We start from the raw sequence: 24,716 nt of genomic DNA on the forward strand, positions 1-24,716 counted from the left end.
GGTGAATAATCAAGTTCAACAGGCTGATGTTGTTATTATTGGTGCGGGTCCTTCAGGTGCCGTGGCTGCTAGTTTACTGGTGAAAAAAGGTTGGCATGTGGTGGTGTTAGAGCAGCAAACCTTTCCGCGTTTTTCGATTGGTGAAAGTTTATTACCCCAGTGCATGAGCTTTTTAGCAGAAGCAGGTCTTGAGCAAGCGGTGCAAGCACAGGCACAATCGCTTAGTTTTCAGTTTAAAAATGGTGCGGCGTTTCAGCGTCGGGGCGACCACACAACAATCGATTTTACAGAGAAATTTAGCGACGGCCCTGGCACGACTTTTCAGGTAAAACGCGCTGACTTTGATAAGTGCTTAGCCGATGGTGCCATGCAGCAAGGGGCTGAAATACGTTACCAACATAGCGTGTTAGCGTTCACCGATTGTGAGGATGGCGCTTTACTTGATGTTACGGATGAAAACCAGCAGCGCTATCAAATTAAAGGGCGCTTTGTCCTTGATGCCAGTGGTTTTGGTAGGGTATTACCTCGCTTACTTGATTTAGAGTCAGCATCAAATTTCCCTGTACGGTGGGCTTTTTTCAGCCATTTTAAAGATAATATTAGCGATCCCCTGTTTGACCGCGAAAAAATCTTAATTAATGTTCATCCAGAGCATAAAGATATTTGGTATTGGCTGATCCCATTTAGTGATGGTACGGCAAGCATTGGTGTAGTTGGTAAACCAGAGCAACTTAATGATAAACAACCACTCGCTGGTTTAAATGAATTTATTGAACAAGATAGCTATTTAAGTGAGTTATTAGCCAATCGAGAAGCTATTGGCGAAGCGCGCGCTATCAAAGGCTACTCGGCTAATGTGTCGAGCTTGTATGGTGAGCATTTTGCACTACTTGGTAATGCTGGTGAGTTTTTAGATCCGGTGTTTTCATCTGGGGTGACGATTGCATTAAAATCAGCTTCATTGGTTGCTCCTTTAGTTGATAGCTACTTACGTGGTGAGCAAGTTGATTTCAAAAACGATTACAGTGAACCTTTGCAACAAGGGGTTAATTGCTTTAGAACCTACGTCAGTGCTTGGTATGATGGCTCTTTTCAAGACGTGATTTTTTACAGTGAGAAAAATCAACAAGTGCGTGAGATGATCAGTGCTATTCTTGCGGGTTATGCATGGGATTTACAAAACCCATTTGTAAAACAAAGCAACAAACGCTTAAATACGTTGGTTGAATTATGTCGCGATTAACACGCTCTTTGCTTTTAACCTTGAGCATATTAGTGGCAAGTTGTGCCAGTGAATTTGCAGTAAAAACGGGCGTTGATTTAGCGCCAAATGCAGGGATTTATTTGCTTGATCCACCGCCGTCATTAGTTGCCGATAATTGGCAGCAAGTACTTGAAGTACACCATGGCGATGAGCAGCATACATTACTAGCGCAGCTGAGTTTAAACAGTGAAACGGGTATTAACTTGGCTGTTATGACGGCTCAAGGTATGCCAATCTTTCAGTTAGAAAAAGCGCCACAAGGGCCGATTAAAAGCGAAAAAATGCTCCCTATCAACGCGGTTGATCCTCGCTATATTCTTGCTGATATCATGCTTGTACACTGGCCAGTTACTGTGCTTAACTCGCAGCTTTATGATTTGAACTTGGTTGAACAAGGCTCAACGCGACGCTTATATCAAGGTGAACAGTTAATTAGTGAAATTCGCTATTTAGACGGTACAACAGAACTTGTAAACTTTCAGCGAGATTACAAAATTAAATTTCAAAGGGTTAATTGATTATGCCATTTTGGCTTAACGACTTAGGTATTGTTAGTGCATTGGGGGTTGGTCATCAACAAACAATGCAAAGTATCAGCTTGCAACCTAAACAAACACTCACAGAGGTGACGTCGCTTGCATTTGAGCAGCGCCCAACGTTTGTGGGTTTGGTTAATGAACTGCCATTAACCGCATCAATGCGGTTTTATCAGCTAATCGATTTAGCGCTGGCGCAAATTACTGACACATTGACAGGCATAAACATTCCGAGTAGCCGTATTGCTGTGGTTATTGGTACCAGTACTGCTGCAATTCAAGAAGGTGAAAGAGGCCGAATTGCCCATGCAGCGAAGGGAAAGTGGCCAGAGGAATTTGATTATTACGACCAAGCACTCGTTGCACCCGCCAATTATATTGCCAAAAAACTCGCTGCGAAGGGGCCAAGTTACAGCATTTCAACTGCGTGTAGTTCAAGTGCCAAGGCGCTTATTAGTGCGCGCGCCTTACTCAGTGCCGATTTAGCCGATGTAGTAATTTGTGGTGGGGTAGATAGCTTGTGCCAACTCACTATTAATGGCTTTGATTCGTTATCTTCTATTAGCGATGAAATTTGTAAGCCGTTTAGTGGCGACAGAGCTGGTATCAATATTGGTGAAGCCGCAGCGTTATTTATTATGAGTAAAGAGCAGCACACAAAACAAAGTATTGCCTTTTTAGGTGGTGGTGAAAGCTCTGACGCTCACCATATTTCAGCACCGATTGCAGACGGTTCTGGTGCAATCGCAGCTATGACAATGGCATTGCAAGACGCGAATTTAACACCTTCAGATATCGACTACATTAATGCCCATGGAACAGCCACACCGCAAAATGATGCCATGGAATCTCTGGCAATCAATGAGGTATTTGGCAAAAATACTAAAGTGAGCTCTTCTAAACATTTGACCGGCCACACCTTAGGTGCTGCAGGTGCCTTAGAAGCGGGCTTATGTTGGCTCTATTTGGCCTACCCGGAATTCAATCAATTAGTATGTAATCAGGTGAAGAAAGACGACTCTTTGGCTGAAATTGGTTTAATAACACAACCAGAAACGGCAGAAATTAACACTTGTTTATCAAATTCGTTTGCCTTTGGAGGCAATAATGTCAGTGTAGTACTAGGACATCTAAATGAATCACTATAAAATTGAGCAAGTCGTACCTCATAGCGAACCAATGATATTGCTCAATCGCCTATCTAATTACAGCGAAGAGTCAGGTTGCTGTGAAGTGGATATTAGTTCACAAAGCCCGTTTTATGACGAGAGCTTAAATGGGGTTGCCAGTTATATTGGCTGTGAATATATGGCGCAAACTATCGCAGCTTACGCGGGTGCGCTGGCAAAAGATAAAGGAAATGAAGTACAAATTGGTTTTTTAATTGGCACGCGCAAATATAAAACCTATGCACCGGTATTTAAAAACGAGCAAACGCTTAAAGTCTCGGTGACCAAATTATATCAAGAAGAATCAGGGTTAAGTGTATTTGAGTGTCAAATACACAGCGATGAAACATGCTTAGCAGAAGCAAAAATCAATGTGTTTCAACCACAAGACCCCATGCAGTTTATAAGAGAAAATCAATGACAAAACGTATTTTAGTCACCGGCTCAAGCCGTGGTATTGGCAAAGCAATCGCACTTAGATTAGCTAACGATGGCTTTGATATTGCTGTTCATTGTCGCAGTGGTGTGGCTGAAGCAGAGCAAACCTGTGAAGAAATTAGTGCGCTTGGTCGTCATGCAAGCCTATTGCAATTTGATGTTTGCGATAGAGAACTAGCTAAACAACAAATTGAAGCTGATATTGCCGAGCACGGAGCGTATTATGGGGTGATCTGTAATGCCGGTATCACAAATGATATGGCGTTCCCTGCGATGCAAGGTGATGATTGGGATAAAGTGATCCGTACTGGCCTTGACGGTTTTTATAATGTGGTTCATCCAACGGTGATGCCAATGGTGCAAGGTCGTAAAGGTGGCCGAATTGTCACTATGGCGTCAGTGTCGGGGATTGCTGGTAATCGCGGGCAAGTTAACTATAGTGCCGCTAAAGCGGGCATTATTGGTGCGACCAAAGCGCTTTCGCTTGAGCTTGCAAAGCGTAAGATCACCGTTAACTGCGTGGCACCAGGGTTAATCGAAACCGAAATGACAGACGATTTACCGGTTGATGAAATGCTAAAAATGATCCCATTAAAACGTATGGGGTCGGTTAGTGAAGTCGCGGGTACAGTGTCGTTTTTATGTTCAGATGACGCCGCGTATATCACCCGCCAAGTTATTTCTGTGAATGGCGGTATGGTGTAATGAAGCGTGTTGTTGTTACAGGCATGTCTGCCATCACTGCATTAGGTGATACCTGGGGAGAATTTAAAACCGCTTTGCAAAAAGGTGAAAATGCCGTTCAGTACATGACTGACTGGGATGTGGCGCCAGAATTAAACACTCGACTAGCGGCACCTGTTACTCATTTTAGTAAACCAAGTCATTATAAGCGTAAACAAGTTCGCTCAATGGGGCGTGTTGCTATGATGTCGACCCGTACTACAGAGCTTGCTTTAGAAGAAGCAGGGCTATTAGAGCATCCAAGCCTAACCGATGGCTCTACAGGGATTGCTTTTGGCTCGTCAACGGGGTCAACACCACCATTATTGGCTTTTGCAAAAATGATGGAAACCGGCGAAATGACGGGCGTAACGGCCACCAGTTACATCCAGATGATGGCACATACGGCGCCTGTGAATGTGGGTGTCTTTTTTGGTTTAAAAGGTCGCGTGATCACCACCAGCTCTGCCTGTACATCGGGGTCACAAGGTATTGGTTATGCTTACGAAGCGATAAAGTATGGCCGTCAAAAAGCCATGGTGGCTGGTGGCGCAGAAGAGTTATGCATCACAGAAGCCGCGGTATTTGACACCTTGTACGCGACCAGCACAAAAAATGATGCTGCGAAAAGCACGCCACGACCATTTGATCAAAATCGTGATGGTCTGGTTATTGGTGAAGGTGCAGGCACACTCATTTTAGAAGAGTATGAGCATGCCCTAGCCCGTGGAGCAACCATTTATGCGGAGCTCGTCGGTTTTGGTTGTAATTCAGATGGTCAACATGTTACGCAACCTACCGCAGAAACAATGCAAGTGGCTATCGAAATGGCCCTTCATGATGCACAGCTTACTGCCGACCAAATTGGCTATGTGAATGCTCATGGTACGTCAACAGATCGAGGTGATATTGCGGAGTCTCTAGCGACTTTCAATGCCCTTGGCAAGAAACCTATTAGCTCATTAAAGAGTTATTTAGGTCATACCTTAGGTGCGTGTGGCGCCATTGAAGCATGGGCGAGTATCAATATGATGAATGATGGTTGGTTTGCACCTACTATTAATTTAACAGATGTCGATGCTGAGTGTGCTGACCTAGATTATATCAAGGGCAATGGCCGTGAAATGCAAACAGATTACATTATGAGTAATAACTTTGCGTTTGGTGGTATCAATACCTCGTTAATTTTTAAAAAGTGGCAAGCATGATCAAGCGCTGCATCATAAGTATTTCATTTATTCTAACTTTTAATGCTTATGCTGCAGAAGACAGTGGAGAAAAGGGCACTGCAAAAATGGAGTTCGGTGCAGGCCTTTTTTATGCAGATATCCCGCATTATTTAGGTTCAGATGAAAGTGAGCAATACCTATTGCCTGTGCCTTATTTTCGTTATCAAAGTGACACAATGGCCATAGACCGTAATAGTTTCACTGGCTTTTTGTGGCAGCAAGAAAATCTCCATTTAGATTTATCTGCAAGCGTAGGTCTTGCGGTTGACAGTGAAGATAACAAAGCCCGAGAAGGTATGGATGATCTAGATTGGGTGTTTGAATTAGGGCCTTCGCTTAATTACTACTTAATAGGTGAACCAAATTCTAGACAGCACTTGTATTTAAGCCTGTTTGCACGCAAAGCCATTGCGACAGATTTCTCTGGTATTGATGATATTGGCTGGCGTTATGGGCCAAGTGTGTATTATCGAGTGCCGATCATCGAAAAAGCGGATTCACAATTTTCATTAGCGTTTCGTGGCAATATCAACTTTGCTAGCGATAAATACCTTGATTACTACTATGGAGTGAGTGACTTACATAGCAATGAAACTCGCCAAGCATACTCAAGTCGTTCAGGTTTTTCTGGTGCTGATGTATCAATTGGGGTACATTTTGACACACCAAAGTATTGGTTAGGTGGTTTTGTTAAATATCACCATCTTGCTAACAGTCAACAAGATGCAAGCCCACTCGTGAAGCAAGATTATAATGTTTCGGTCGGTTTTGGCGTTGCATGGAAATTTTATAGAAGGAATTTTTAAATGAAGTTATTGACCCTTGCATGTGTTTTAGTAGCTTGTTTGTTTTCAGTAAACAGTTTTGCACGTGATGATTTACAAACACTACCTGTACAAGCATTACTTGAAACCACCAAAGCGAAACAAGCATTGTTAGATATTCCGCTGTATTTTGCTGATCAAAGTCATAACACGATTAAAACAACTTATGGTGAAGTGATCACCAACAAGAAAACCAATGCATTTAATAAAACTGACCGAGAGGCGTGTGAATGGGTAATGCTCAGTGCTTTAAAAGCATTACAAGAGCGTGCTGTTCGTGAAGGCATGAATGCAGTTGTAAATATTCAGTCGTATTACAAGAAGCGTGAGTTTGTTAGCCAAACAGAATATCAATGTGGTGCGGGTACGTTTATCGCTGGTGTGGCATTAAAAGGCACTTTAGTTAAGTTATAACTAACTAAAGTCATTTTTTTTCTGTATAATTTGCGACCCTTGATATGATGGCCGCAGGTTATACAGCATGAATTTTAAATCATTTAGTTTTTCTTCTGAGCTTTTACAGGCATTAGAAGAGCTTAATTTCGAAACGCTTACTCCCGTTCAACGTAGTGCAATTCCTGCAGTAAGAAAAGGCAAAGACGTACTTGTTAGTGCGCAAACCGGCACGGGTAAAACCGCTGCATTTGCTTTACCACTTATCCAAAAATTATCAGAATCAGCTGTTAGCGAAAATAATGCACCAAGTGCACTAGTGCTTGCACCTACTCGCGAGTTAGCTGAGCAAATCGCTAATAACTTTAAAGCGTTTGCAAAATACACCGAATTAAAAACAGTGTGCTTGTTTGGTGGTATTAATCTAGCGGGTCAAGCTAACGATTTGAAAGCAGGTGTCGATATTGTTGTTGCAACGCCAGGGCGCTTACTTGATCATATTCGTTTAGGTAACATCAGCTTAGCTAATGTTAAGCATTTAGTGCTTGATGAAGCTGACCGTATGCTAGACATGGGCTTTATCAGCGATATGCAAACGGTTATTAATGGCTGTGATGAAGCGCGTCAAATCTTGTTGTTCTCGGCCACTTTCCCTGCGGCAATTAAACAATTTGCGAGTAAAGTACTAAAGCAGTCTGAAATCATTCGTGTCGATCAAACAAACAGTACCGCAGAAACAGTGCAACACGTTGTGTATCCTGTAGAAGAGCGCCGTAAGCAAGAGCTTTTATCTGAATTGATAGGAAAGAAAAACTGGCAGCAAGTACTTGTTTTCGTAAACATGAAAGAAACTGCCGATGAGCTTGTAAAGGAGCTTAACCTTGACGGTATTCCAGCTGTTGTTTGTCATGGTGATAAAACCCAAGGTAACCGCCGCCGCGCTTTACGCGAGTTTAAAGAAGGTAAAGTTCGCGTGCTGGTCGCAACCGAAGTGGCTGCCCGTGGTATTGATATTGAAGGGTTACCACGTGTGATTAACATCGACTTACCTTGGCTTGCAGAAGACTACGTGCATCGTATCGGCCGTACAGGTCGTGCTGGTAAGCCGGGCCAAGCTATTTCGTTTGTGAGCCGTGAGGAAGAAAACACTTTATTCGATATCGAAAAGCTAATTGGACAGCGCATCAAGCGTGTTGTTTTACCAGGTTATGAAGTAAGCAGCCGTGAAGTACTGATTGATAAAATAGGTAAAAAGCCGTCGCATTTACGCCGTAGCCGTACAAATAAGGCTTCAGGTCAGGCAACGGGGGAAGCGCGTGCGAAGAATCGTTCACGTATCGCAAATGTTCGCAAATCTTTGAAAGGCAATAAATTAAGCCTTAAAAAGTAATGAATTTCGATAACAAACGATAAGAGCTTCTATAAAAAAGCCCCATTGCTGTTTGGCAATGGGGTTTTTTTGGCTCTGCTAATCGTACAAATGGAGTATTTTGTTAATTTTTATACAGTTAAATGCAAAATTAGATTAACAAATGTACCTTGATGAATTACAATCGCTTTGAAATCAGTCAAGTAGCGTTTCTAACGCGTTAGTGTCTAAATGGATGTTTATGCAGTACATAAAAAGAATAATAAATAAAATAATCGCCCCTACTTTTTTACTCAGTGTTGCTAGTGTGCCTTTTTCTGCTAATGCATTTGATAAAGCTGAGTTCTCCCTTGCCCATATTAAAGAGTCTATTAGCGTTGATGGTGTGATGGATGAGTCACACTGGCAATACGCCACTAAAGTGCCATTAAAATATCAGAACGAACCAACCGAAAAAGGCACACCGCTCGTGCAAACCGATGCTTACATGTACGAAGATGGCAAGTACTTGTATGTGGGTTTTATTGCAAAAGATAATGATCCTTCGCAAATTCGTGCCGCTCTTCGAGATCGCGACACACTTTGGCAAGACGACAATGTTGCCTTGATGATTGATACTTTTAATGATGAACGAACTGGCTATGAGTTTTATGTAAACCCATTGGGTGCGCAAGGCGATATGCGCATGACAGATATTGATGATTGGGTGGAAGACCCATCATGGGATGCTATTTGGGATAGCGCAGGGCAAATAACAGAGGACGGCTATGTTGTTGAAATGCGTATTCCATTCACTGCACTTCGCTTTCCAAAAGACCAGGCCGAATTAACGTGGAGTTTTGCAGTATGGCGAAATTACCCGCGTGATGTGTATTATCAAATGTCGAACGTTGGTTTTGACCGAGATGTAAAATGTAGCTTTTGTCAGTTTGATAAACTCACAGGTTTTGCCAACATGACAGAAAGCCAAAATATTCAGCTTACTCCCACTTTAACGGCGCTTCGTCATGATAGCAAAGACACAGTGCCGGGTGATTGGCAAAATGGCGATATAGATACTGAAGCGGGCTTGGACTTACGTTGGGGGGTGACGCAAGATGCGGTTATTAATGCCACCATTAATCCTGACTTTTCGCAGGTCGAGGCAGATTCACTTGAGCTTGACGTAAATACTACTTACTCAATTTATTATGCTGAAAAGCGTCCATTCTTTTTAGATGGTGCGTCTTATTTTAATACCAGCCAACTAGAGCTTTTATATACGCGAATGATTGCTGAACCTGATGTAGGTTTAAAATTAACTGGTAAAACCGGCGCGCACAGCTATGGTTTTATGTACGCTGATGATCAGAATACCAGTGTTTTACTTCCGACAAATCAAGGGTCGGGCTTTGCTAATCTGGCAGATAAAACGCAAGCAGTAGCGGGGCGTTATCAGTTTGATATTGGCCAAAAAGGCACAATTGGTGTGATGAGTACTCATCGTGAAAATGATGATTACCATAATACCGTGTTATCGATTGATGGTAGTTATTGGTTTAACCAATCAGATAGTTTGCAGTATCAAGTTGCAAGCACAGATACCACTAATTCAGAATTTTTAGTTGATTATTATGGCGTTGATAAGAATCAATCCGATCAAGCTTATGCTATTGAATTTACTAGAACTAAGCGTGATTACGAAGTCTATGCTAATTACGAAAATATAGGTAAAGAATACCGCTCTGATTTAGGCTACCAAGCTAAAGTTGATTACGAACAAGTACAATTAGGTGGTGGGCAAACTTGGTATCGTGATGCTGATGATGCAATCACAGAGTACAGCTACAATGTAGAGTGGGATAAAACGTGGGCACAAAATGGCGACTTACTCGAAGAAGAATACGATGGCTTTATTACTTTTAAAGGTAAGATGCAGTCGCAAACAGAAATTGGCTTTATTCATCGTAATGAGTTTTATGCCGGCGAGTTCTTTAATCAAAATATAGGCTATATCTACGGTGGTTTTAGACCTATTCGTGATGTGCGATTCTTATTGTATGCTCAATATGGCAGCAAAATTGATTACAGTAATGCAGCTTTAGGTACCATGGTTCGTATTGAACCTGAGATGACATGGGATATTAACGATCATTGGCAGGTTCAACTAGAGCACAGTTACAGCTATCTAGATAACGAACAAAATGATCGTGTTTATACTGCAAATTTAACTGATTTACGTGTTTATTATAAATTTAATATGCGCTCAATGCTAAAACTCGTTTTGCAGTTTGAAGACGTCGATCGAAACAACGAAGCTTATCGATTTGATGTCAGTCAAACTAACCGCGATTATGGCAGTCAGCTGGTGTATTCATACAAAATTAACTCTCAGACGCTGTTTTACTTAGGTTATTCAGACAAAGGATATCAAGACGACTCTTTGAAAAGTCTTGAGCGTGACGAGCGTACCTTCTTCACTAAACTAAGCTATGCATGGCAGCTCTAAGTAATTATAAAAAAGGAAAATCATAATGAAATATTTAAAAATGTCAGCTGTTGCTGCTGCGGTAACTATCCTTGCTGGATGTGCGGCGAAACAGGATGTAAGTCGTTTTGAAGCGGAAAAACCAAAAACTGTGTGTATTGCAGAGCATCAAGCAGTTAAAGAAGGTGTTGTAACATCATTGCAAACAGGTTTTGCAAAACATAACGTGCAAACACGCGTGATACCGGCTAACTATGTTATGAAACACCAAGCGTATCAAACAGACATCTCAACTGCTAACACAAACGGTTGTGATGCAATTGCATTTTATGTTGCGAACTGGCATTGGGATTTAGCTCTTTATATGGCCTATGCCAATATCTGGGTCACTAATGTTGACCAATCTAAAACAATTGCGCAAGCAAGCTATCGAACGGGTGGTGGTTTGGATAAATTTATTGATGCAAACGATAAAATTATCGAATTAGTGGATTCAATGTTCCAGCAAGTTGAAGCCAAGAAACAACAAGAGAGTCAGAAAAAAGCAATATAAACTAATATGTTGGTCAGCTTATGGCTGACCAACCTCTTCGTTAACTTTGCTTCTTACCACCCCTTCAAGGCTTTTTAAGCCCCATTGTTTACCAATCTCAACAGCTTCATCAATTGGCTTTTTCAAGGTTACCGCATTGTATAGCGCAACGAGAGCACCGACACGGTTGCTGCTCGCGCAGTGAAGTAAGGTGGTTTGTTGTTGGTGCTCATTGAGTAAGGCCTGAAGTTTCGTAGCATTTTCAATGGTAATATCAGCTTTAGATTGCACAGGAATATGGTAATAGTTCATACCAAGCTCAGTGACTAGCTCTTGCTCAGACCAATTCGTTTCGTTATCACCGCGAAGGTTTATGACGTTCTGAACACCAAGTTGCTTTAACTTGGCAAAATCAGTTTGACTTGGCTGCCCTGAAGTTAGCACATTCTCAGACTGCGCCTTAAGATTTAAAATATCCAGTTTTGTAGTAACGGTTTGTGCTGCAAATGCAGAAAAAGACAGCAGCGCAGCACAGGCTAATTGTATGAACTTATTCATGTTACTCCTTGAAAAGTATTTAATTTTTGCTGTAGACGGTTTCACCACGACTAATGGTTTCTAACACTTGTAAGTTATGTAGCTCTACAGGCTTTATCTTTAGCGGATTCTTATCAAGAATTATCAAGTCTGCTTGCATCCCTTGTTTTAATTGCCCTTTAGAGTTTTCTTCAAAGTGTTGATACGCAGGCCATGTCGTCATTGCTTGTAGTGCAGTATACACAGAAACACGTTGCTCTGGCCCTAATACTTGATCTGTACGGGTTGTGCGGTTAACCGTTGCATCTAATACACGTAGTGCATCAGGTAGGGCGACTGGTGCATCATGATGGGTGCTAAACATTAATCCTTGTTTGCGAACAGCTTGAGTGGGTGAAATAAAATCGGCACGGGGGTGACCTAGCACTGAATTTACATGCCAGTCGCCCCAATAAAACGTATGCATTGGGAAGAGCGATGGAAATATGCCTAATTCTTTAAGACGATTTACCTGATCTTGACGAATTGTTTGACCATGAATGAGTACTGGGCGGCGATCTTTTTTGCCGAGCTTGTTATTGGCACTTTCAACGGCATTTAAAAACTGCTCAATGGCGGCATCACCATTTGCATGCGTCATTACCTGCCAGTCATTGGCAAAGGCCGTTTCAATATACTGATAAGCTTGCTCATTATTAAAAGTAGGGTAGCCTGCATAACCTTGCTCTTGGCCTTCGGGGGCTTTTAAGTATGGCTGAGATAACCAAGCGGTTTTACCTTGCGGTGAGCCATCAAAGTTAAGTTTTACACCCCCGATGCGAAAATGATTTGTGTAGGTGTTACTGTTATAGGCTGAGTCCATAAAACTGCTGCTGGTGGCCATATCGGCATAGGCAACTATATCAATCACGAATTTATCTGCCTTTGATGCTCTTACCATCGAGTCATAAGCTTCTTGGGTAGCACGTCCTTCTTGGGCCGTTGTGTAGCCGTATTTTGTATAGAGTTTTTGCCCTTCTTGCAGCATTAAATCTTGTAAATCAGGATCAACAGATTTCATCAGTTTAAACAGTAATCCAAAGTGCGCGTTTTCTTCAAGCACCCCATTGGGCTCTTGTGAGTTTGTCATGCGACGAATTATCCCGCCATCAGGATTTTCTGTGTTTTCATCGAAGCCAGCCATGGCTAACGCTTTAGTGTTTGCCACACTTAAGTGCCCTGAGGTATGAATGATGATCACAGGCTTTTCAGTGCTAACTCGGTCTAAGTCCATTTTTGTAGGGTATCTATCAAGCTCAGCATCATCGTACCCAAATCCTAAGATAGCGCCGGTTTTTTCAATAAAAGTGGTGTAATCAGGGTTGTTCTGTGCAGCTGTGAGAATATTAACGATTTGCTCAACGCTGTTAGCATCACCATCTGGACTAGGTAATACATTGGCTACCATGGCTTGTAAGCCTACCGCGTACACATGACTGTGGCCATCTACAAAGCCAGGCATTAGGGTCTTGCCTTGTAAATCAATCAGCTTCGTTTTACCAAACTTATGCTCAAGGGCTTTAGTTTTATCACCCACAAAGATAATTTTGTCGCCTTGCGTTGCGATTGCTTGCGCATACTCTGGTTCATCGCCAGTCATTGTAAGAATATCACCACCATAATAAATGGTATCTGCTGCACTCACTTGCAGTGGAAGCGCTTCAGCTGTTTGTTCAGAGGTTTTATCGCAAGCCGTTAAGGCAAGCAATGAACATGCAATTGCGAGGTGATGTTTCATATAATCTTCCTTGAATTCTAAGTATTTCTAATAATATAGTCTGTTTACTCAGTTTGTGTTTTTATATTGGACTTAAATTTCATTAAAGTACAAGACAATAGCAGCGCCATCTAGGCTACTGCCATTATGAATGTTGATACCAATACCAAAGTTATCGAACCATGACGTCCATTTTCTGCTATCCCATAAAAAGCCAATACCGTATTCATAAAAGTGATCGGTCCCAAACGCTACCCGACTATCGCCGCCTAAATCGATACGTTGGCCTTTGATGTAAAAAGCTTGCTCAAAAACCCCGATTTTGAACATGTTAAATTTAGCTTTAATACCATTGAGTGTGCGCCATGTCTCAGGCGCCGCATTATTTATTCCATCAGGGTGAGAGAGTGCCCAGCCATAGTAATAATTAAAGTTAAGTTTGTACTCGTAATAGCCCCAATGCCTAGGTAAGCGATAGATCATGGTCGCATTAGGGTTTAACACCAGTGCATTACTATTGAGGTTGGTGTAAAGATTTTCAGCTAAAGGCTTAAAATTACGTCTAGACTCGGGAGAGTTGTACTCATAATCATTGTTGTAATGTAAGTAGTGAGTATTAAAACCAAATTGATATGACCATTTAGAGCCAAGTGCTTTTTCGGCATTAAAACCGATCATCCCGTTATACACTGTTTCTGAAATATAGTCGTCAGCCACATTATCAAAAAGCGAAATGAAATCTGATTGATTTAAATAGCTTACTTTGCTGGTCAGGCTTAGTTTGTGTTGATAAACAGGCTCATCAAGCTGCCAAGTGTAAGGAATACTGTAGAGTTTGAGTTCTTTTCTAAGCGCAATACTGTCTTCATCTTTGTTGGCATGTTGCGAGTCAAACAGTGTTTGTGGATCAAAATCACCAAAACCTAAGGTAATACTATCACCATCGGTTAAAACCAACGACGTGGCAAAGGCCGATTCGAGCTGCTTAGTCGGGTTTGCAAAAACCGCTGAGCAGATACAGAAAATAATAGGGGTATAAAAAATAAATTTAAATTTATAGCTATTTTTCATTAATAAAGCGGGAATCATTATTTTATGAATAATAATAGCCCATTTATTTCAAACTATGACTAGTTATTTAGAATTGATTTTTTGTCAATTATTCAAAATCACCAAATAACTAATGACAATGTCTGTCGGAAATTTCACAAGCTCATAAATTTAGGAAGATTCTGATTCGGATCACTCATCTTTTCATCTAATGTAAAACATAAATGCAGAGTTGATATTCTGACTTTTAAATCTACATATTATTGTATTTAAATCAATTCTGTGCCCGTTTAATTAGATTAAGAGAGTGCTTTATTTTGAACCATAAATACTTTTTAACTAAAAGTTCTAGTTGTTTTTCATGGGCTTTTATACTGATTCTTTTTTCTGGTGGCTCACTATTCAGTACAGATGGGCAAGCTAAAGAAAATAATTGGTATTTGTATGGCCAAATAGGCCACGCTTCGACTGATTTTAAGGCAGACGCTGTTAAAAATGAGCTTGTTGCACAGAGTGTCAATTATGAAAACTTATCAGTGAAAGATGCTGACGTAGGTTATCAACTAGGATTTGGATATCAGCTAGATTCTATATTTTCAGTCCAACTGGGTTATTTAGATTTTGGCGATAGAAATTTTCGTTTAACAGGAGAGGTGACTGATTTAGACAATTTTCATGATGTAATGCAAGCAACTTACCCTGAATCTGCAAAGGGGCCACACCTAGTTGTTTTAGCATCATGGCCTCTAACAAATGACCTATCACTAACAGGTAAACTTGGGTACCTTGATTGGCAACAAGATTACCAATACCAAATCAATACATCAGATGTTTTTAAAGCGAAACGCAGCGGCAATAGTGTAACTTTTGGCGGTGAAATCAGCTATTCAATATTTGAAAATACTCTACTTTTCTTAAGTTACGACCAAGCTAGGTTAGATGATTACTCAACGTCAATGTTTTCAATTGGCGCTAAGTATCAGTTTAACTAATCAACTCCAAATGTATGCAGGGGGCGTACATTTTTAATTATCTCAAGGAATAGCTGAGTCTACTTACTAAACCACTCATCGTGAATTAGCAAACAGCTTGAAGTTTCTACAGGATTAAAATGCCATGTTATCAACAATTATTAAATATTTATACTTAGTCGCACTTATTGCGCCCATGTCGATATTGGCTATGCCAATAACAATTATCGCTCCTAGTAAAACGTTTACGCTTGATGTAGAGCCCAGTGACAGTATTGGTACTCTACGACAATTAATAAGCGATGAAACGAGTATCCCGTATGACAGAGTGGTCATTACTCAAAGTGTTGAGGGCGGTACCGCTGTGTTAGATGATAACTATGTTTCTTTGTCAGATAGAAACATCAAAAAGAATGATACATTAACAGTTTCGAAATCGAATGCTGTGCCTAGCTTTTTTGCATCGACTGTATGGCAAGATCTTGGTGAATTAAGAAACAATACTGATACACTCGGTTCAAATATTGCTATTGATAAAAATAATAACCCTTTTGTGATATCCCACGACATATATAACCGAGTACTAGTATATCATTTTGTAGATGAATCATGGCAGTTATTGGGCGGAGAAGTCCTATCAAATGAAGGCGCATTTCAAACAGATATTGTTGTAGATGGTAATAATACAATATATGCCGCTTATGTTACTAAAAGAAATGAAACGAAGGTTGTTGTAAAAGCATTTGACGGAAATACTTGGAGGCAGCTTGGTTCTAGTCAATTGACTGGTTCTAGTATGAAATACGTAGACCTCAAAGTAGATGCAAACAATGTATTGCACATCGCATATAATGATCCAAAAGCTAAAGTTAAAAAGTGGGATGGCAGTAACTGGGTCGATGTAGGTGAAAGTATAAGTTATAGTTCAATTAAAAACCCTGAACTGGTTTTTAACTCACAAAATCAACTTCATATTACTTATACAAATGTGGGTCGAAATAAAAATACAACTCATGTGAAAAGATTTGATAATAATAGCTGGCGTTCATTAAGCCTCGAAGGTCTTCCTGATATTCAGACTCATTTCCCAAAACTTGCATTTGACAGTCATGATGTTCCCTACATCTCATTTATAGAGGACTTATTATCAAGATCCTCTGGGATCGTTAGAGTTTTTAAGTATAAAAATGAAAGTTGGGAAAGTGTTGGTGATACATCACAACTAAGTGCAATTCAATTTGCTTATTTATTAATTTCATCAAGAAATGAGCCATACATTGCTTTTAGTGAATTCAATACGAATGGCAAGGGTCAGTTGTATACATATCAAAGCGAGAGTTGGCAGTTAGTCGGTCAAATCACGCCTGAAGGAAAAAATTATTATGGAATACGAATGGATGCAAAATTCGATAGTAATGATACTTTCTATGCAGTTGATAATACAAGTGAAGTCAGCCGACCTTTTGCAGTTAAGAAAGAGTATGCTTTTTTTGGGAATTACAGTAAAACCATCCAAGAGGGCAGTGCTAGTGAGTTTTTATTTAGAAACGTTACCGTATCAGATACAGATTTAGATGATGTTACATTATCAATCATAATCTCTAATCCTGAATTTGGAACACTATCGGGGACAGCCAGTGGTGGCTCATCTCTTAATTACGATGAAAATACAGGTACTTTAACACTCGCTGGCTCACTCTCAGACATTAATGCGTCGCTTGAATCAATTAAATTAACACCTGCTTCAAATGGTGCTGGTGAGTTTACGCTTACTTTTTCCGTATCTGATGGTATTGAAAGCAGTTCAAATGTTATCGGTAATTACACTGTTACTGCAATTAATAAAGCGCCGTCTATTAGCACTAATAAAGGCCTTTCAATCGATGAGGGTGCTGTAAAAGTAATTTCTGCGCTTGACTTATCCTCTACAGATGCCGATGACTCTGGTACAGGACTTATATTTACGCTTAAATCTGTGCCAAGTAATGGTAGTTTATTTGTTGATGCCAATGATAACGGCAGCTTAGACTCAGGCGAAGCGCTTGCTGTAAATGGTACATTTACCCAGCAAACGCTGGATGATTCAAACCTTTATTACAAACACAATGGCTCAGAGACTACCTCTGATAGCTTTACATTTGACCTAGCCGATGGCTTGGAAGATGGTGTTGAACCAGTTACCAATCAAAACTTTGCTATTTCTGTCTCTTTAATAAATGATGCCCCTGTAATGTCAAAAGGTCCTAGTTGGGATTATATTGGAAAGGCTCACTTTTCTGAAAATAGCTTAAGGATAATCAGGCAAGCATCAGATAGTGTTGGTAATAAATACGTAGCTTATACAAATCAGGTTAATAGTATAGAAAAAATTTGGGTTATGAAGCATGATGGTGCGCAATGGCATCATTTAGGTGGCGCAGAAGTTGCTCAGGTTGCAATTAGCTCACCTTTAAGCTTTGCGGTTGATAATATCAATAATATTCCTTACGTCGCGTATACTGAGGTCAGTGGGAAAACAGTTGTTAAAAAGTTTGAGGATAACTCTTGGCAGCTATTAGGCGGTCAACCAATTAGTGAAGATGCTTTACATCCTTCAATTATTTTCGACAACAATAATACACTTCATATTGTTTATCAGGATATGAGTGTAGATAATTTCACAATTCATCTTCAAAAGTGGGATGGTAATAACTGGTTAACTGTTGCTTATGAGACAGCTGAAAAAACGAACTTTTATTCAATAAAGCTTGCATTTGATGGTAATAATACACCTTATATCGCATACTCGGAAAATGGGTATGAATCATACTTTTTCATTAAGAAGCTGATTGGTAATACTTGGGAGCATGTTGGACCAGCTAAAGTTGAAACACGTATTCAGTTTTTTGATTTGCTATTTAAAGGTAATATTCCTTACATCGCGATTGCTAACTCTTCACGAGAACTATCTGTTAAGAAGTTCAATGGAACTGAGTGGGTATTAGCTGGCAATAGTAGACCAACGACCGAAAAAGCTTATGGACCAGATATCGCCTTAAATAGTGATGGTAAGCTTTATATTGCATATATAAATGATGCTGGTTACCCCACCTACAAACTAGTCGTTAAGGAGTTAAATGAAGACCAGTGGTTTAATGTAGCAGATTATGACTTTTCAGATAAAGTATACTCTGCTCCTGCATTAGAAGTTTATAATAATACCCCAGTTGTGGCTTTCAATGATGGGAATAATGACAGCCGCGCTACGATGATGGAGTATTCTTCATCTGTGTTTAACAAGTTCACACTTACAGTCAGTGAAGACAGCGACGCGAGCTTACTATTCGATAATTATCAAATCACCGATGAAGAAGGTGATGATGTTACCCTGACAATTACACTTGCTAATAACACATCTGGCTTACTAGCAGGCGCGGCGAGTGGTAGTGCCGTCGTTAATTATAATAATGACAATGCGACACTAACAGTCAGTGGATCCCTCGCGGATGTCACCACTACACTTGCAAATTTATCATTTAAACCAGCGGCTAATTTTTCTGGCTCACTGGGTATTACATTTAACTTAACTGATGGCAGCAATAGTATAACGCCAGTGAATGGCACGATTACGGTGACTGGTGTAAATGACGCGCCGAGCATTTCATCAATTGCGGTTACTCAAGCAACAGAAGATACGCTTTATTCGTATCAACTAACAGTATCTGATGCTGATAAAGACGATACATTTACATACAGAGCGACCCAATTACCAAGTTGGTTATCGCTAAACCCATCCGGTCTACTAGCGGGTACACCAACTAATGATGATGTAGGTGATCATACGGTGACTATATCAGTGACCGATCAGGCAAATGCAAGTGACATTCAATCATTCACGATTTCGGTTGAAAACGTGAATGACAAGCCTGTGATTTCTTCCACGCCGATTAGAGCAGCAACACAAGACCAGCAATACAGCTACACCCTTGTTGCGAGCGATATCGATAAAGGCGATACGTTGACTTATACAGCAACGAAGATCCCTGGATGGTTAGGCTTTACAAGGTCTACGGGCGAACTGTATGGTACCCCAAATAAGCATACCATTGGTACATATGCCATTACTTTAACTGTTACTGACAGTACTGGCGCATCTGTTTCGCAATCATTCTCTATTACGGTTGAAAATGTGAATGACGCGCCGGAAATTTCTTCTGTGCCAATCACATCGGCAACCGAAGACAGTTTTTATAGTTACACGTTAACAGCAAAGGATGCTGACAAAGGTGATACCCTAACGTATGCGGCAACGAAGCTCCCTAATTGGTTGACGATCAACCCATCAACGGGCGTACTTTCTGGAACACCAAGCAATGATGATGTGGGTGAGCATGCTGTGATTTTGAGCGTCAAAGACGGTGCTAATGCACTTGATACTCAATCATTCACTATCTCGGTTGTAAACGTGAATGACGAGCCGGTGATTTCTTCAACGCCAATTACAGTGGCAACGGAGGATAATCGTTATATCTATACTTTGAATGCAAGCGATGTCGATAAAGATGATACCTTGAAGTATGGAGCAACAAACTACCCTGACTGGATGGTGTTTAACCGTTCAACAGGTGTGCTTACTGGTACGCCTCGCAATGATGATGTCGGTGTGCACTCTGTGACGCTAACCGTCACTGACAGTGCCAATGCAACGGTTGAGCAAACTTTCACTATTACAGTTGAGAACGTGAATGACGTACCTGATGTGCAAAATGACATCGCCAGTGTTGATGAAGATAATAGTGTTGCGATTGATATTCTTGCCAATGACAGTGATGTCGATAGTAAGCTAAACCCAGCAAGCGTGATGATTGTTACACCGCCAACACAAGGTCAAACTAGCTTGAATACGGCAAATGGTGTGATCACTTATACGCCGAATGAGAATATTAACGGGACCGATACATTTAGCTATACAGTCGATGACATAGAGCATGGCCGTTCAGATGTGGCGACGGTGACCATTACTATTAATCCTGTTAATGACGCGCCTCTTGCAAATAGCGATAGCGCGATGACCGAAGAAGACATGGCCATTGAAATTGATGTTGCAATAAACGATGCTGATATTGACGAAGGAGACTCACTCGACTTATCAAGCTTAGTAGTCGTTTCTGCACCTGAAAATGGTCAAGCAAATGTTCAAAACGAGCGCATTGTTTACACGCCTGCGTCTAACTTTAATGGTAGCGATACATTTACGTATCGTATTGCAGATAAAGCAGGTGCAGTGTCAAATATTGCACGTGTTTTAGTGACTATCGGTGAAGTTAATGATGCACCAGTGGCGACCAATGATTTAGGTGTACTTGATGAAGATACATCAATTGAGTTGTCTATTCTTGACAACGATATTGATGTTGATAGTGAGTTGCTTACAGAGAATGTGACGATAACGCAAGCTCCTAAGCATGGCGAGCTAACTGTCAATAAAGAGTTAAGCACAATCCGCTTTACACCACATTCAGATTTCTTTGGTACTGATAGCTTTGAATATAGTGTCAAAGATGAGCAGTCTTTAATGTCAAATATTGCGACAGTCACTTTAACGGTAAATAGTGTGAATGATGCGCCAGTTGCACAAAATGACACCGCCGTATTACTTGAAGACACATCTCATAATATCAATGTGTTAGGTAACGATAGCGATGTTGATGGCACCCTTGATAAGACGAGTCTAGAAGTTGTTACACAGCCTGAACACGGTAATGTACAAGTGAACAATGGCGTGCTCAGTTACACACCAGATAGTAATAGTTATGGAGCAGACACATTTACTTATCGTGTTAAAGACGATTTAGGCCTTTGGTCAAACCATGCAGAGGTGTTCATTACGGTGACAGCTGTTAACGATGCACCATTGGCAAATAATGATGTGATCCAGACCAATGAAGATGAGAGCGTGATTATTGATGTGACGCAGAATGATTCAGACATTGATGGTCACCTTGATGAGGATTCAGTGAATATTGTAACAAACCCTGCATTTGGTCATATTACCAATAATGTAGATGGTACAGTTACTTATACGCCTATTAGCAATTATGTGGGCTTTGATTCATTTACTTACTCTGTACTTGATAATGAAGGTGCACAGTCAAATACAGCCTCAGTGACCATCACCGTGTTAGCAGTCAATGATGCGCCTGTTATTGAATCTCACCCAGTCACGTCGGCTACACAAGATGAAGCGTATAGTTATGTTGTTACTGTTAAAGATATAGACAGTGCAGATAGCTATAAGTTAAGTGCGCTAGAGCTGCCAAGTTGGCTTGATTTTGACCCTACAACAGGCGAGCTAAGCGGTACGCCGAGTAATGATGATGTAGGTACTCATAGTATCAACTTAGTTGCCACTGATGCAGGAGGATTAACCGATACTCAAACCTTTGCTATCACAGTGGCCGATGTTAACGATGAAGCCACGGGCGGGATCAGTATTACTGGTGAAGCAAAAGAAGGTGAAACCTTAGCTGTTGAGTCGACAATCGAAGACCTAGATGGCGTAGGTGAATTTACCTATCAATGGATGCGTAACGGCGAAATCATTACTGGTGCAACGCTTGCAGAGTACATGCTAACCGAAGCTGATATTGGCGCGACAATCACAGTTGTTGTAACCTATGTTGATGGCCATGGTAATACAGAAACCTTTACCTCAGATGCAACCAGTGTTGTCATTATCGCAAATGTTGCACCGGTTACCCATGACGAACAGTTCAGCATGGATGAAGATGAAAGCATTACCTTTTCGCTAAACTATTTCGACGAAAACGGTGATGAGCTTACGCTTAATCTTGTGACACCTGTGAGTAATGGTACATTGTTAATGGATGCAAACCATCTGGTGTATCAACCAAACGCTGACTTCAATGGTACTGATAGTTTCAGTTACACCGTATCGGATGGCATGCTGAACTCTAATATTGCGACAGTAACTATTGTCGTTAACGCAATCAATGATGCGCCAGTGTCTATGCCAGATAACTTTACCGTCAATGCGGATTTAAATGAGTATGTGGTGCTTGATGTGCTCGCAAACGATATTGATGTTGACGGTGATGAACTTACTCTTGTTAAGGCAACCGTGAGTGCTGGCACGATCCGCATTGTCGATAACAAACTAGAGTACTTAGCCCCAGTTGGCTTGAATGCTGATGTTGTAATTACTTATCAAATTAAAGATTCAAATGGTGAAGTGGTTGAAGTCACATTGGTGGTATCTGTTGTGTCTACGGCAGCTGAAATTACGATTACAGCACCAGAAGACAAAACAATTGCATCTAAAGGTCTTTTCACCAAAGTGAATATGGGCACTGCTATTGCGAAGGATGCACTGGGTAACCCAGTTCGTGTCACCGCAAGCTCAAAAGGTTTCTTTGCACCGGGGACTCACACTGTGATTTGGAGCGCCGGGGAAGGCGATGATCAAGTTTCTGCAACGCAGTTAATCAATGTTATTCCTCAGGTTAACTTTAGTAAAAATCAAACTGCAACTGAGGGGACGGCCGTTTCTATTAAAGCAATTCTCAATGGTGATGCCGTTAACTACCCAGTGGTTGTGCCATATACAGTATCTGGAGATGCGCTAGAGGGTGCAGACCATGACCTAGTTGAAGGTGAATTTAGATTTGAAAAAGGGCAACGTGAAGCGAGTCTGATTGTTAACGTGTCATCTGATGACATTGATGAGAGGTCTGAAACACTGGTTCTTCAGTTTTCAACGCCTGAGAATGCTGTTGTCGGTCCATTAGGTGAGCATACTCTTACCATCGAAGAGGGGAATGTTGCGCCAAGCATTGAGGTCTTTGCAAATCAGCAAGGGATAGTGACGCGAATCATAAATAGACAAGGTGGTGATGTAACGTTAACGACACTAGTAACGGATGCAAACCTAACCGATACACACATATATGGTTGGTTAACGTCTGATAGTGCCATTGTCGATACTGACAGTGTTGAAGAGAGTTTTACTTTTGATCCACAACTTCTTGAGCTAGGGACGTATCAATTTGAAGTCGGCGTGTTTGACGGACAACAAGCGGGTTCTTCACTATTAGAACTGACTATTGTTGATTCAATGCCTCAATTATCTTCTGAAGATACTGACTTTGATGGTATTCCTGATAATGAAGAAGGTTACGGGGATGCTGATAATGATGGCATACCTGATTATTTAGATGCTGATTCGTTAGCGCTCAACGTTGTACAAGAAAAACTGAACGAAAGTGAATTTTTCTTAATGGAAACCGAGCCAGGTTTGCAACTTAGCCTAGGTCATGTAGCGTTTGTAGCACATGGCACCAATACCGGAGTGTCAGTGCAAGAAGTATTGCATTACGGAAATTATGGTTCAGGTGCCACAGCAGATGCTGGATTTGATTATGCTAGCGGAGTCTTTGACTTTAACGTTAGCCAAATCCCCGTAGCGGGTCAGTCAGTCGGCATTGTTATAGCTCAGTTTGCACCTATTCCGAGCAATGCTGTATATCGTAAGCTAATGCATACCGGATGGACTGAGTTTGTCGTAGATAGTCGCAATAGTATTGCATCAGCACCTGGTGCAGAAGGCTTCTGTCCACCACCACATGATGCTCAGTATACCCAAGGATTAACTGAAGGACATTGGTGTGTTCAACTTACTATTGAAGACGGTGGCCCAAATGACGCCGACGGAAAAGTAAATCGTATCATCGAAGATCCAAGTGGTATTGCCAGTACAATGAGTACAAATACTCAACCGGTTGCTGAAGATGATATGGTTAGGGTTAAACGCAACATTAGTACATATCTTGATGTACTCTCGAATGACACAGATGCGAATGATGATTCGTTAATTCTGACATCCGCAGCAGTAGACATTGGTGAAGTAAGTATTGTTAATAATTTACTTTATTTTGTCCCGCAAGCAGAGCACCTAGGAATTGCAACGATTAGTTATAGCATTTCAGATAGTCAGGGAGGGGCTGATTTTGCGACAGTGATAGTTGACGTCGTAGCCAATGAAGCGCCGATGATAGATGCCATCATTGATGTTAGCACCGATGATCAAAGTCCAGTCACGATTGATATTTTGGCAAATGTGACAGATGAAGATAATAATGACTTCACTATAATTTCAGCCACAGCAGAGAATGGCAGTGTGGTCATTAACGATGATGGGACGATTACCTATACTCCAAATGCAGGTTTTGAAGGTACTGACACAGTCACCTTTGTTATCTCAGATGGTGATGGCGGAACAACACAAGGACAATTTAATGTGGTTGTTAAAGCGTATAAGCAGGTGAGTGTAGAACATAAAACCAGTGGCGGTGGTACGCTGCCAATGAGCTTAATCTTGTTATTATTCGCATTGACAATGATAAGACGCAGTTATTATCGAACATATCGATAAACATTAAAAAGCCAAGCTTCAAAGCTTG

The 24,716-nt window shown here is 41.0% G+C and carries 16 protein-coding genes; 13 read left to right on the forward strand and 3 right to left on the reverse strand.

The window, feature by feature from the left end; all coding sequences use genetic code 11:
- Nucleotide 1: 1 nt before the first annotated feature.
- From JIG37_RS03875 to JIG37_RS03925, 11 genes are all read left to right on the forward strand, one after another.
- The gene (locus JIG37_RS03875; protein WP_199528726.1) at nt 2-1,243 is read left to right on the forward strand and encodes a tryptophan 7-halogenase; all 1,242 of its coding nucleotides are present in this window, start codon (nt 2-4) and stop codon (nt 1,241-1,243) included.
- Nucleotides 1,231-1,782 carry a DUF3261 domain-containing protein gene (locus tag JIG37_RS03880; RefSeq protein ID WP_138599443.1) on the forward strand — a complete coding sequence of 184 codons (552 nt, stop codon included), beginning with the start codon at nt 1,231-1,233 and terminating at the stop codon, nt 1,780-1,782. The genes JIG37_RS03875 and JIG37_RS03880 overlap by 13 nt, the downstream gene beginning before the upstream one ends.
- Nucleotides 1,783-1,784: 2 nt before the next feature.
- Nucleotides 1,785-2,948, forward strand: coding sequence for a beta-ketoacyl-ACP synthase (locus JIG37_RS03885; protein WP_199528727.1), 1,164 nt, complete (start codon nt 1,785-1,787; stop codon nt 2,946-2,948).
- Nucleotides 2,935-3,390 (forward strand): hotdog family protein, encoded by a 456-nt coding sequence (locus JIG37_RS03890; protein WP_199528728.1) that lies wholly within the window; start codon nt 2,935-2,937, stop codon nt 3,388-3,390. Before JIG37_RS03885 ends, JIG37_RS03890 begins: the two co-directional genes overlap by 14 nt.
- A complete protein-coding gene (gene fabG, locus JIG37_RS03895; RefSeq protein ID WP_054562409.1) occupies nt 3,387-4,112 on the forward strand; it encodes a 3-oxoacyl-ACP reductase FabG in 726 nt (241 codons plus the stop codon). Before JIG37_RS03890 ends, fabG begins: the two co-directional genes overlap by 4 nt.
- Nucleotides 4,112-5,338, forward strand: a complete 1,227-nt coding sequence (locus JIG37_RS03900) for a beta-ketoacyl-ACP synthase (RefSeq protein ID WP_199528729.1) — start codon at nt 4,112-4,114, stop codon at nt 5,336-5,338. Before fabG ends, JIG37_RS03900 begins: the two co-directional genes overlap by 1 nt.
- Nucleotides 5,335-6,165 (forward strand): MipA/OmpV family protein, encoded by an 831-nt coding sequence (locus JIG37_RS03905; protein ID WP_199528730.1) that lies wholly within the window; start codon nt 5,335-5,337, stop codon nt 6,163-6,165. Before JIG37_RS03900 ends, JIG37_RS03905 begins: the two co-directional genes overlap by 4 nt.
- Nucleotides 6,166-6,597, forward strand: a complete 432-nt coding sequence (locus JIG37_RS03910) for an excinuclease ABC subunit A (protein WP_199528731.1) — start codon at nt 6,166-6,168, stop codon at nt 6,595-6,597.
- 67 nt (nt 6,598-6,664) lie between these two features.
- A complete protein-coding gene (locus JIG37_RS03915) occupies nt 6,665-7,966 on the forward strand; it encodes a DEAD/DEAH box helicase (RefSeq protein WP_138616519.1) in 1,302 nt (433 codons plus the stop codon).
- A 220-nt stretch (nt 7,967-8,186) separates the two neighbouring features.
- Nucleotides 8,187-10,433 (forward strand): carbohydrate binding family 9 domain-containing protein, encoded by a 2,247-nt coding sequence (locus JIG37_RS03920; protein ID WP_138616521.1) that lies wholly within the window; start codon nt 8,187-8,189, stop codon nt 10,431-10,433.
- A gap of 25 nt (nt 10,434-10,458) precedes the next feature.
- Nucleotides 10,459-10,965, forward strand: a complete 507-nt coding sequence (locus JIG37_RS03925) for an Sbal_3080 family lipoprotein (RefSeq protein ID WP_054554535.1) — start codon at nt 10,459-10,461, stop codon at nt 10,963-10,965.
- A gap of 18 nt (nt 10,966-10,983) precedes the next feature.
- Here JIG37_RS03925 and JIG37_RS03930 read toward each other — a convergent pair whose 3' ends face one another.
- From JIG37_RS03930 to JIG37_RS03940, 3 genes are all read right to left on the reverse strand, one after another.
- On the reverse strand, nt 10,984-11,502 hold the full coding sequence (locus tag JIG37_RS03930) for a protein tyrosine phosphatase family protein (RefSeq protein ID WP_199528732.1): 519 nt from the start codon (nt 11,500-11,502) through the stop codon (nt 10,984-10,986).
- Between the two features lie 19 nt (nt 11,503-11,521).
- The gene (locus JIG37_RS03935; RefSeq protein ID WP_199528733.1) at nt 11,522-13,258 is read right to left on the reverse strand and encodes an amidohydrolase; all 1,737 of its coding nucleotides are present in this window, start codon (nt 13,256-13,258) and stop codon (nt 11,522-11,524) included.
- A gap of 72 nt (nt 13,259-13,330) precedes the next feature.
- Nucleotides 13,331-14,308 carry a Solitary outer membrane autotransporter beta-barrel domain gene (locus JIG37_RS03940; RefSeq protein ID WP_161804361.1) on the reverse strand — a complete coding sequence of 326 codons (978 nt, stop codon included), beginning with the start codon at nt 14,306-14,308 and terminating at the stop codon, nt 13,331-13,333.
- Between the two features lie 296 nt (nt 14,309-14,604).
- On the opposite strand from JIG37_RS03940, the gene JIG37_RS03945 reads away from it, so the two are divergent.
- Together JIG37_RS03945 and JIG37_RS03950 are read left to right on the forward strand one after the other, a co-directional pair.
- Complete coding sequence (locus JIG37_RS03945; RefSeq protein ID WP_054554532.1) at nt 14,605-15,279, forward strand: outer membrane beta-barrel protein; 675 nt, start codon at nt 14,605-14,607, stop codon at nt 15,277-15,279.
- Between the two features lie 124 nt (nt 15,280-15,403).
- Nucleotides 15,404-24,688: an Ig-like domain-containing protein gene (locus tag JIG37_RS03950; protein ID WP_199528734.1), complete on the forward strand. Its 9,285-nt coding sequence runs from the start codon at nt 15,404-15,406 to the stop codon at nt 24,686-24,688.
- Nucleotides 24,689-24,716: the final 28 nt, after the last annotated feature.

Source organism: Pseudoalteromonas sp. bablab_jr010 (assembly GCF_016464105.1).
Classification (GTDB): domain Bacteria; phylum Pseudomonadota; class Gammaproteobacteria; order Enterobacterales; family Alteromonadaceae; genus Pseudoalteromonas; species Pseudoalteromonas simplex.

What these genes read in the sequence shown, in the direction of transcription:
- JIG37_RS03880 (WP_138599443.1), top strand. Translation starts at nt 1,231, where the DNA reads ATGTCGCGATTAACACGCTCTTTGCTTTTAACCTTGAGCATATTAGTG.
- JIG37_RS03885 (WP_199528727.1), top strand. Translation starts at nt 1,785, where the DNA reads ATGCCATTTTGGCTTAACGACTTAGGTATTGTTAGTGCATTGGGGGTT.
- JIG37_RS03890 (WP_199528728.1), top strand. Translation starts at nt 2,935, where the DNA reads ATGAATCACTATAAAATTGAGCAAGTCGTACCTCATAGCGAACCAATG.
- fabG (WP_054562409.1), top strand. Translation starts at nt 3,387, where the DNA reads ATGACAAAACGTATTTTAGTCACCGGCTCAAGCCGTGGTATTGGCAAA.
- JIG37_RS03900 (WP_199528729.1), top strand. Translation starts at nt 4,112, where the DNA reads ATGAAGCGTGTTGTTGTTACAGGCATGTCTGCCATCACTGCATTAGGT.
- JIG37_RS03905 (WP_199528730.1), top strand. Translation starts at nt 5,335, where the DNA reads ATGATCAAGCGCTGCATCATAAGTATTTCATTTATTCTAACTTTTAAT.
- JIG37_RS03910 (WP_199528731.1), top strand. Translation starts at nt 6,166, where the DNA reads ATGAAGTTATTGACCCTTGCATGTGTTTTAGTAGCTTGTTTGTTTTCA.
- JIG37_RS03915 (WP_138616519.1), top strand. Translation starts at nt 6,665, where the DNA reads ATGAATTTTAAATCATTTAGTTTTTCTTCTGAGCTTTTACAGGCATTA.
- JIG37_RS03920 (WP_138616521.1), top strand. Translation starts at nt 8,187, where the DNA reads ATGCAGTACATAAAAAGAATAATAAATAAAATAATCGCCCCTACTTTT.
- JIG37_RS03925 (WP_054554535.1), top strand. Translation starts at nt 10,459, where the DNA reads ATGAAATATTTAAAAATGTCAGCTGTTGCTGCTGCGGTAACTATCCTT.
- JIG37_RS03930 (WP_199528732.1), bottom strand. Translation starts at nt 11,502, where the DNA reads ATGAATAAGTTCATACAATTAGCCTGTGCTGCGCTGCTGTCTTTTTCT.
- JIG37_RS03935 (WP_199528733.1), bottom strand. Translation starts at nt 13,258, where the DNA reads ATGAAACATCACCTCGCAATTGCATGTTCATTGCTTGCCTTAACGGCT.
- JIG37_RS03940 (WP_161804361.1), bottom strand. Translation starts at nt 14,308, where the DNA reads ATGAAAAATAGCTATAAATTTAAATTTATTTTTTATACCCCTATTATT.
- JIG37_RS03950 (WP_199528734.1), top strand. Translation starts at nt 15,404, where the DNA reads ATGTTATCAACAATTATTAAATATTTATACTTAGTCGCACTTATTGCG.